This window comes from Nocardia sp. NBC_01730 (assembly GCF_035920445.1).
GTDB lineage: Bacteria > Actinomycetota > Actinomycetes > Mycobacteriales > Mycobacteriaceae > Nocardia.
This window is the reverse complement of the sequence record NZ_CP109162.1, coordinates 8,668,762-8,676,891: the sequence shown is the minus strand read 5'-3', so window position 1 is coordinate 8,676,891 and position 8,130 is coordinate 8,668,762. Positions and strand designations below refer to the sequence as shown.

The 8,130-nt window shown below is 66.8% G+C and carries 9 protein-coding genes; 4 read left to right on the top strand and 5 right to left on the bottom strand.

Annotation, left to right across the window (positions count from 1 at the left end):
* Nucleotides 1–119: 119 nt before the first annotated feature.
* The 3 genes from tyrS to OHB12_RS35960 form a co-directional block, all read right to left on the bottom strand.
* Entirely contained in the window at nucleotides 120–1,409 is a 1,290-nt protein-coding gene (gene tyrS / locus OHB12_RS35970; protein WP_327114935.1) for a tyrosine--tRNA ligase, read from the bottom strand.
* A gap of 290 nt (nucleotides 1,410–1,699) precedes the next feature.
* Nucleotides 1,700–2,122: a DoxX family protein gene (locus OHB12_RS35965; RefSeq protein WP_327114933.1), complete on the bottom strand. Its 423-nt coding sequence runs from the start codon at nucleotides 2,120–2,122 to the stop codon at nucleotides 1,700–1,702.
* A gap of 72 nt (nucleotides 2,123–2,194) precedes the next feature.
* Nucleotides 2,195–2,851, bottom strand: coding sequence for a DNA-3-methyladenine glycosylase (locus OHB12_RS35960; RefSeq protein WP_442799920.1), 657 nt, complete (start codon nucleotides 2,849–2,851; stop codon nucleotides 2,195–2,197).
* Nucleotides 2,852–3,299: 448 nt separating this feature from the next.
* Here OHB12_RS35960 and OHB12_RS35955 point away from each other — a divergent pair, with 448 nt between their 5' ends.
* From OHB12_RS35955 to OHB12_RS35940, 4 genes are all read left to right on the top strand, one after another.
* A complete protein-coding gene (locus tag OHB12_RS35955; RefSeq protein ID WP_327114931.1) occupies nucleotides 3,300–4,823 on the top strand; it encodes a multicopper oxidase family protein in 1,524 nt (507 codons plus the stop codon).
* Nucleotides 4,824–4,917: 94 nt separating this feature from the next.
* Nucleotides 4,918–5,649 (top strand): ABC transporter ATP-binding protein, encoded by a 732-nt coding sequence (locus OHB12_RS35950; protein WP_327114930.1) that lies wholly within the window; start codon nucleotides 4,918–4,920, stop codon nucleotides 5,647–5,649.
* Nucleotides 5,646–6,440 (top strand): ABC transporter permease, encoded by a 795-nt coding sequence (locus OHB12_RS35945; protein ID WP_327114929.1) that lies wholly within the window; start codon nucleotides 5,646–5,648, stop codon nucleotides 6,438–6,440. Before OHB12_RS35950 ends, OHB12_RS35945 begins: the two co-directional genes overlap by 4 nt.
* Nucleotides 6,437–7,075, top strand: a complete 639-nt coding sequence (locus OHB12_RS35940) for a TetR/AcrR family transcriptional regulator (RefSeq protein ID WP_327114927.1) — start codon at nucleotides 6,437–6,439, stop codon at nucleotides 7,073–7,075. The genes OHB12_RS35945 and OHB12_RS35940 overlap by 4 nt, the downstream gene beginning before the upstream one ends.
* A 39-nt stretch (nucleotides 7,076–7,114) precedes the next feature.
* Here OHB12_RS35940 and OHB12_RS35935 read toward each other — a convergent pair whose 3' ends face one another.
* Complete coding sequence (locus OHB12_RS35935; RefSeq protein WP_327114925.1) at nucleotides 7,115–7,624, bottom strand: L,D-transpeptidase; 510 nt, start codon at nucleotides 7,622–7,624, stop codon at nucleotides 7,115–7,117.
* A 269-nt stretch (nucleotides 7,625–7,893) separates the two neighbouring features.
* Nucleotides 7,894–8,127 (bottom strand): Trm112 family protein, encoded by a 234-nt coding sequence (locus OHB12_RS35930; RefSeq protein WP_327114923.1) that lies wholly within the window; start codon nucleotides 8,125–8,127, stop codon nucleotides 7,894–7,896.
* Nucleotides 8,128–8,130: the final 3 nt, after the last annotated feature.

Sequence of the window (8,130 nt, the reverse complement as noted above, 5' to 3'; positions counted from 1 at the left end):
CGCCGGAAAACGCTACGTCAAATCGCCTGAACAAGCCCGTGTTTTCGCAGGTCAGAGACTTGCCAACGGGGCAAGGAAAGGCTTGAATCACAATAATGTGATTCAAGCCACCGCGATCTTCATGCGCCCGCCTTCAGAACTCCTGCGAGGTTCTTCTTGCCGCGGCGCAGCACCAGCCACCGACCGTGCAGGTAGTCGGTGTCGGCGGGCGTCCATTCGATGTCGGAGATTCTGACGTTGTTCACCGAGGCTCCGCCTTCGTTCACGGCACGCCGGGCGGCGCCGCGGCTCTCGCAGAGACCTGTCGCGACGAGCAGGTCCACTACGGTGTTCGGCTCGCCCGCCTCGACCTGCGCGATTTCGCCGTCGACCGCGGCCTCGCGCAGCGCGGCCCCCAGCGTCGGCTCGTCGAGGTCGCGCAGCTCGCCACGGCCGAACAACGCACGGCTGGCCAACCGCACCGCGCGGGTGTTCGCCTCGCCGTGCACCAGCGTCGTCATTTCGGCCGCGAGCGTGTGCTGCGCTTCTCTGGCGTGCGGACGCTCGGCGGTCGCCTGCTCCAGCTCGTCCAACTCCTCGCGGGAAAGGAAGGTGAACCAGCGCAGGTAGCGCAGTACATCGGCATCGGCGGTGTTGACGAAGTACTGGTACCACGCATAGGGGCTGGTCATCTCCGGGTCGAGCCACAGGCTGCCACCGCCGGTGGACTTGCCGAACTTCTTGCCGTCGGCGGAGGTCACCAGCGGGACGGTCAGGGCGTGCACGTGCGCGCCGTCGACGCGGCGGTTGAGCTCGACGCCCGCGATGATGTTGCCCCACTGGTCGGAGCCGCCGACCTGCAGCGTGCAGCCGTGCTTGCGGCGCAGCTGCAGGTAGTCGTTCGCCTGCAGGAGCATGTAGCTGAACTCGGTGTAGGAGATGCCCTCGCCGTCGAGGCGCCGCTTGATGGTGTCGCGGGCAAGCATGACGTTCACCGAGAAATGCTTGCCGATGTCGCGCAGGAAGTCGACGACCGACAGCGGGCCGGTCCAGTCCATGTTGTCGACGATGACGGCGCCGGTCGGCGAATCGTCCAGATCGACGAAGCGCTCCAGTTGAGAGCGGATCCGCTCAGCCCAGCTCGCCACGGTGTCGGTCGAGTTCATGGTCCGCTCGCCGATGTCGCGCGGATCGCCGATGAGCCCGGTAGCGCCGCCGGCTAGCACGATCGGGCGATGGCCCGCGCGCTGGAATCGCTTCAGCGCGAGCAGGGGCACCAGATGACCCGCGTGCAGGCTGGCGGCGGTGGGATCGAAGCCGGCATAGAGGGTCAGCGGCCCGGCGGTCGCCGCCGCGCGCAGGGCATCCAGGTCGGTGGACTGCGCGATCAATCCGCGCCAGGTCAGTTCATCGATGATGTCGCCGCTCACGCTGTCCCATCTTTCCGCACGAGGTCTGTGTCCCTGTGTGCGCCTGGGTCTGATTGTGCGACGACGCGCAGTCGAGCGGCGGTTCTCACGCGTTCGGACCGTCGCGAAACGCGGATAGGAATGTCGACAACCGTCGTTATCGGACACCCGGTGAATGCACCAGCCTCGAGCGCCGCTCTACCAGGTAGAGAGGACGATGCCCGCAACCGTTACCGCGTGCACGATCTCCGCTACGCGGCACGACGATCGGCGGGCCGAAGTCCGCCGATCGTCCCTGGTTTCCGAAGTCCTCAGCGGGACAACATCTCCCGCAGCACGACGATGCCGTCGCGCCGCCGGTAGGCCAGCCAGGCGAACAGCACCGCGAGCACAAGCGGGAACGGCGCCAGGCCTGGTGCACCCATGATGAACGCTTGGGTGGCGGCAGCCAGCACCATGGTGACCGAAAGGCCCGCCGCGGCAAGCCCGCTCAGCCGGGGCACCAGCAGACCGATGCCGCCTGCGATCTCGACGATGCCGGTGAGGTAGCGGAACCAGTCGCCGAGTCCGATTTCGTTGAAGATCCGTACGGCGTCGGCCTGGCCGAACACCTTCGGCAGGCCCGAGGCGATGATGAAGAACAGGCAGAGCACGATCTGCAGGGTCCACAGGGTTCGATTGAGCACCTTGCCCGAGCGATCGGCGGTGGGAGCGACGGCGGCGACGGCGGTCATAGCGTTTCCTTCGGGTCGGTCGCGCCAGGCAGTGGCGCGTTCACCTGATAGGACGGGGGTGCTCGCGAGAACTCATCGCGCGTCGCCCGACATTCTTCGACCGCTGGTCATGCCGACTCCGTGGCCGGCAGTGGCACGGGGACTGCGTCGATAAACCGACACCGCGCGGGAACCGGTGAGCCAGAACCGCCACGGCACATCGGCCGCGGTGCTGACACCCACCCGGGGACCGCTGGCGATCTCGGTGAACTCGACCGGCCGGTTCAACTCCAACCGGATCGAGGAGGACGGGTCGAACAGCGGGGTTCCGTAGTCGCTCAACACGATTCCCAACGCACTGCCGAGATTGCCCGGGCCACGTGCCAAGTCGAGATCAGAACGCGCCCCCGGACGCCGCGCCTGGACCGTCTCCCGTCCGGCGATCACCTCACCGGAGCGGATCAGCACGGCACTGGCTGTCCCGTTCGGTCCGCTCGTCACGTTCACGCAGGTGTGCATCCCGTAGCTGAGGTACACATACAGCACACCGGCAGGCCCGAACATGACCCCGTTGCGCTCGGTGCGCCCACGCCCCGAATGCGAGGCCGGGTCCGGCCACGGTCCCGCAGGATCTCCCCCGTATGCCTCGACCTCGATGATCCGTACCCCCACCGCTCCCGACCACAAGGTTGCCCCGAGCAGACGCCTGGCAGCGGCGGGCGGTTCGACGGCGAGTTCTTCGGCAGACACAGCCGCTATTGTCCTCGACGGCTGGGACGGATGATCGGCAGCCACTCGAAGACACGCCGTGGCTGACGCAGGTCGGCTCCGGCAGCTCTGTCACCACAATCGGATATGCGCGCTGCGCCGGCCCTCGCACAGCGTCACCATGTCGAGTCAAAACGTGCATGAGCTGGGTGATGGTGAAGACGAAGACGAGGTCGAAGAACAGTTCCAGCGTCAGGGCCCGCACCTGCCCGCCTGCGGCGGAGAGCTCCGCAGCTCTGATTGGTCACGGCAGGAGCCTGGAACGCGGGGTCACACCGTGATCTGTCATCCGCGCCGGTACGGCACCACCCGAAGGTGTCGATGCCGAGGTAACCCTGACTCGCACGAGGCGGACATCGGGGGCGAACCGGGGAAGAAATGGGGGCGCTCCCGGATGTGTTGTGGCACCGCCGATTTCTACCGTCATGCCATGTCGTCGAATTCCCGGCCGCGCAAGTGGCGGCGGTTGCTTGTCGTCCTCGTCGCGTTCGTGACGTTGCTGGTGCTGATGATCGGCGCCGGCGTCACCTGGGTGTATGTCGAGGCGACCGTGTCCACCGTCGGCAGCACGCGATTCGTCAACGAACTCGCCATCCCTCCGTTGGCGCCATCACGAACGGAAGCCGACGGGACCCGCACTTTCGAACTCGACATGCGCTCGGGGCGAAAGGAATTCCGGCCCGGCCAGGCAACACAGACATGGGGATTCAACGGCGACCATCTCGGGCCGACACTACGGGCCCGGCGCGGAGAGAAGGTAGCGGTCGCCGTGCGCAACAACCTGTCGGAGGCGTCCACCGTGCACTGGCACGGTATGCACCTGCCCGCCGCACTGGATGGGGGTCCGCACCAGATGGTGCAGCCCGGCGCCATCTGGACGCCGAACTGGACCGTGGATCAACCCGCAGCGACGCTCTGGTACCACCCACATCCGCACGGCGCGACCGAAACGCACGTCCGGCGGGGACTGGCCGGTATGTTCCTGCTCGACGATGACGTGTCCGCATCCCTCGCCCTGCCTGACACCTACGGCGTGGACGACCTGCCGGTGATCGTCCAGGATGTGAAATTCGACGGCGCGGCGTTCGATTCCTCCCACGCGATCTTCCGGGACGTCGGATTCCTCGGCGATCGGACGATGGTCAACGGGACGCTGACGCCGTACCGGAGCATCGGCGACGAACTCGTCCGCCTGCGCCTGCTCAACGCCTCGACCGCGCGGACCTACACCTTCGGATTCTCCGACGCGCGCCCGTTCTCGCTCGTCGCCACCGACGGCGGCCTGATGGAGCATCCGATCGCACTCGATCGGCTGCGGCTCTCCCCCGGCGAGCGGGCCGAGATCGTGGTGCAGGTGCGGCCCGGCGAGCGAACGGTGTTGCGCAGCAGTGAACTCGACGCCGGACTCAGCTTCTGGACACAGCGATTCTCCGGAGGCGACGACACATTCGACATCCTCGAGCTGCGCGCGGCCGACACGCTACGGCCGTCACCGGACCTACCCGAAACGCTGGTGAGCCCGGTCGCGCCGGACGGCACCGATTCGGTGCGGGAACGGCGTTTCGAGGTGAATCTCGCCGGCATCAACGGCACGCCGATGGCGATGGACCGCATCGACTTCACCGTCACCCGTGGCACCGCGGAGACCTGGGTGGTGCACAACAACGACGGCATGCCGCACAACTTCCATATCCACGACGTCCAGTTCCGGGTGCTCGCGGTGGACGGCGACGCACCGCCCGCCGCGCTGACCGGCCCGAAGGACACCGTCTTCCTGCCACCCGACGGCACCGTGCGGCTGGCCATGCGATTCGACGGCCCGGCCGATCCGAACTCGCCGTACATGTATCACTGCCATCTGCTATGGCACGAGGACCAGGGAATGATGGGCCAGTTCGTGGTCGTCGAGCCCGGCGTGAGGGCGGGGACGCCGCCCAGCCACCACGGCCATTGACCTTGGGACGACACGCGACGACGCTTGCCAGTTCGTCGCACCCGCGCTAAATTCATCATACAGTGAATTCAACACTCGATGAATTGAGGCGACCATGTCGCAACCGATGCCATCCCCGGCCGTCGACATCCGGAACCTGCGGGTCTCCCGCGGCGGCCGCGAAGTCCTGCACGACGTGTCGCTGACCATCCCGCGCGGCTCGATCACCGGACTACTCGGGCCGTCCGGGTGCGGCAAGACCACACTGATGCGCAGCATCGTCGGCACCCAGATCGTCGAATCGGGCGATATCTCCGCGCTCGGCCGCCCGGCGGGCTCGGCGGGATTACGCCACCGGATCGGCTATGTGACCCAGGCGCCGAGCATCTACTCCGACATCAGCGTCCGCGAGAACGTCGCGTACTTCGGCGCGCTTTACGGCCGCGACCGCGACGCCGTAGACGACGCCATGGTGGCGGTCGGCCTGAACACGCACGCCCACCAGCGCGGCGACGAGCTCTCCGGCGGCCAGCAGACCAGAGCCTCGCTTGCCTGCGCCCTGGTCGCCCAGCCCGAGCTGCTGATCCTGGACGAACCGACGGTCGGCCTGGATCCCGTTCTGCGCGTGGACCTCTGGAAGCAGTTCCGCGAATTGGCCGCGGGCGGAACGACATTGCTGGTTTCCAGCCACGTCATGGACGAGGCCGAACACTGCGACCGACTGCTGCTGATGCGCGACGGGCACCTGCTCGCCCAGCTCAGCCCCAACGAGCTCCGCGCGGAGACCGGCGAACAGAACCTGGAGACCGCCTTCCTCACCCTGATCACGATGGGACAGAACGCATGACCGCCACCCTCGAACCCGCGACGCGGCGCATACCGACGCTGCGACCCTACGCCGCGACCACCAGCCGTATCCTGCGGCAGTTGCGCAACGATCATCGCACCGTCGCCATGATCCTGGTGGTCCCCGCACTGCTGATGTCGCTGCTGTACTTCATCTACAAGGACACCCCGACCAACCCCCTGAACCCGGTCCCACTCTTCGACCGGGTCGGCATCACGATGCTCGGCATCCTGCCGTTCATCGTGATGTTCCTGATCACCGCGATAGCCATGCAGCGCGAACGCACCTCGGGCACGCTGGAGCGGCTGCTGTCCACGCCGTTGTCGAAGCTCGATCTGCTCGCCGGGTACGGCACCGCCTTCTCGCTGGCCGCGGCCGCGCAGGCGGCCGTCGCCTGTCTGGTCTCGTTCGGACTGCTGGGGCTCGACTCGGCGGGCAGCCCCGGCTGGGTCGTGCTGATCGCGGTGGTCGACGCGGTGTGCGGCGTCGCCCTCGGTCTGCTGGCAAGTGCGTTCGCGCGCACCGAATTCCAGGCCGTACAGTTCATGCCGGTCGTAGTGGCGCCGCAGATCTTCCTGTGCGGCTTGCTCGTTCCGCGCGGCCAACTGCCCGATTGGCTGGAGGCGATCAGCAACGTGATGCCGTTGAGCTATGCGGTCGATGCGCTACAACAGGTTTCCACGCACCCGGAGGCGACCAGCGAGATGTGGCGCGACCTGGCCATTGTCGTCGGGTTCACCATCGTCGCCCTCTGCCTCGGCGCAGCGACGCTACGACGGCGGACGGCGTGACGACAGGCAAAGGATCCGACGGCGCCGACCGTCCTACCCGCAGCGGTCGCAGACCGGGACAGTCGGGCGCCCGCGCGGCGATCCTCGCGGCCGCCCGTACTCGCTTCTCCGACGCCGGTTTCGACAAGACCTCGGTCCGCGCGATCGCCACCGATGCCGGTGTCGATCCGGCCCTGGTACATCACTACTTCGGCACCAAACAGGGGCTCTTCGCCGCGGTCGTGGAACTACCGGTCGACCCGGACGCCACGCTGCGGATCATCGACTCGGTGCCGGTGGACCAGTTGGGCGAGAACATGATTCGGGCGGTAGTCGCCGTATGGGACTCCCCTGCGGGTCCCGGGATCATCGCGGTGGTGCGGAGCATCCTGGCAGGCAACGACGACCCGGCGCTGGCGAGGACATTCATCCTCGAAGTCGTGTTGGAACGAGTCAGGCAGCGCATCGCCACCGCGGACGACGACGGTCGCGCCCGGGTCGCGCTGGTGGGGTCGCAGATGATCGGCGTCCTGGTGGCCCGCAAGATCATCGGCGTCGAGCCGATGGCATCCATGCCTGCCTCCGATCTGGTCGCGGCGGTGGGGCCCACGCTCCAGCGCTATCTCACCGGCGACATCGGGCAGAAACCGTTGTGATTACCGTGCGGTCGGGTCGGCACAGTCGCAGCGGACCGGTCACTCCACGACTTCGACAATGTCACCCGGATTCAGATACTCGTAGAACGCCTTGGCACCCTCGTGGAGCATCCGGACGCAACCGTGCGACTTCTTCTCGATCGGTCCCACATGGAAAGCGATGTCGCCGTTGAAGAAGACCGCATACGGCATCGGAGCGTTGTGCATCGTACTCCAGTGGAACTCACGCTTGAACGAAACGCGGAAGACGCCGGGCGGCGTCTCGTATCCCGGCATCCCGTGGGAAATCGGGGTCGGACCGTAGACCACCCGGCCCTCGTCCATCAGCCAAGCGTCGTCGGTCGACAGCCGCATACAGGCCCGGGCGGCCGTGGAACAGGGCGCCGTGGGCGGTGGGGGCGGAATCAGCGCAGGGATACCGGGAATGTCCGGGCCGCCCGGCCAGAGTGGTTCGGCCTGCGCGGGCACCGCCATGGCGAATCCCACTGACGCGACACCGAAGACGATCGCACATCGGGCTGTCCAGTTACGTAAACGCAAGCTGCTCATTACGCTCCTGACCTCTCTACCCTTCCACCGCCTGCCTCGCTCACCAGGCTGGTCGGACCCCCCTGCACTGGAGGGTCCGGACCTTCTCGAGGTGTAAATGATCATGGCGGACCCCGCTTCGCCCGGTCAATGGCCGCACTCGAACGTGACGGATCCGTTGCCGAGCGCCGTCTTCGCCCACAATCGCGACAGGCGAGTCACGGCGAAACAAGGGTGGATGGGCCGGTAGCGGCAGGCCGCGATCGACCAGGAGATGGCTCGAGCAGGGATCAGGTGTCGGACTGCTCGGCGGTGAATGCCTCGTGTTCGGCGTCGGTCACGTCTCTTGCTTCGTCGATGAGCAGCACCGGGATTCCGTTCTCGACGGGGTATGCCCGGCGCAGGCGCGGGTTGTAGAGCAATGTGCTGCCGTCGGCGGCACGGACCAGATGTAGCGGGCCCTTGTCCTGCGGGCAAGCCAGCAGGCTCAGCAGTGTGGCGTCCAAAGTGGTGTGCTCAGGCATATG

What these genes read in the sequence shown, in the direction of transcription:
- OHB12_RS35965 (WP_327114933.1), bottom strand. Translation starts at nt 2,122, where the DNA reads ATGACCGCCGTCGCCGCCGTCGCTCCCACCGCCGATCGCTCGGGCAAG.
- OHB12_RS35955 (WP_327114931.1), top strand. Translation starts at nt 3,300, where the DNA reads ATGTCGTCGAATTCCCGGCCGCGCAAGTGGCGGCGGTTGCTTGTCGTC.
- OHB12_RS35950 (WP_327114930.1), top strand. Translation starts at nt 4,918, where the DNA reads ATGTCGCAACCGATGCCATCCCCGGCCGTCGACATCCGGAACCTGCGG.
- OHB12_RS35945 (WP_327114929.1), top strand. Translation starts at nt 5,646, where the DNA reads ATGACCGCCACCCTCGAACCCGCGACGCGGCGCATACCGACGCTGCGA.
- OHB12_RS35935 (WP_327114925.1), bottom strand. Translation starts at nt 7,624, where the DNA reads ATGAGCAGCTTGCGTTTACGTAACTGGACAGCCCGATGTGCGATCGTC.
- OHB12_RS35930 (WP_327114923.1), bottom strand. Translation starts at nt 8,127, where the DNA reads ATGCCTGAGCACACCACTTTGGACGCCACACTGCTGAGCCTGCTGGCT.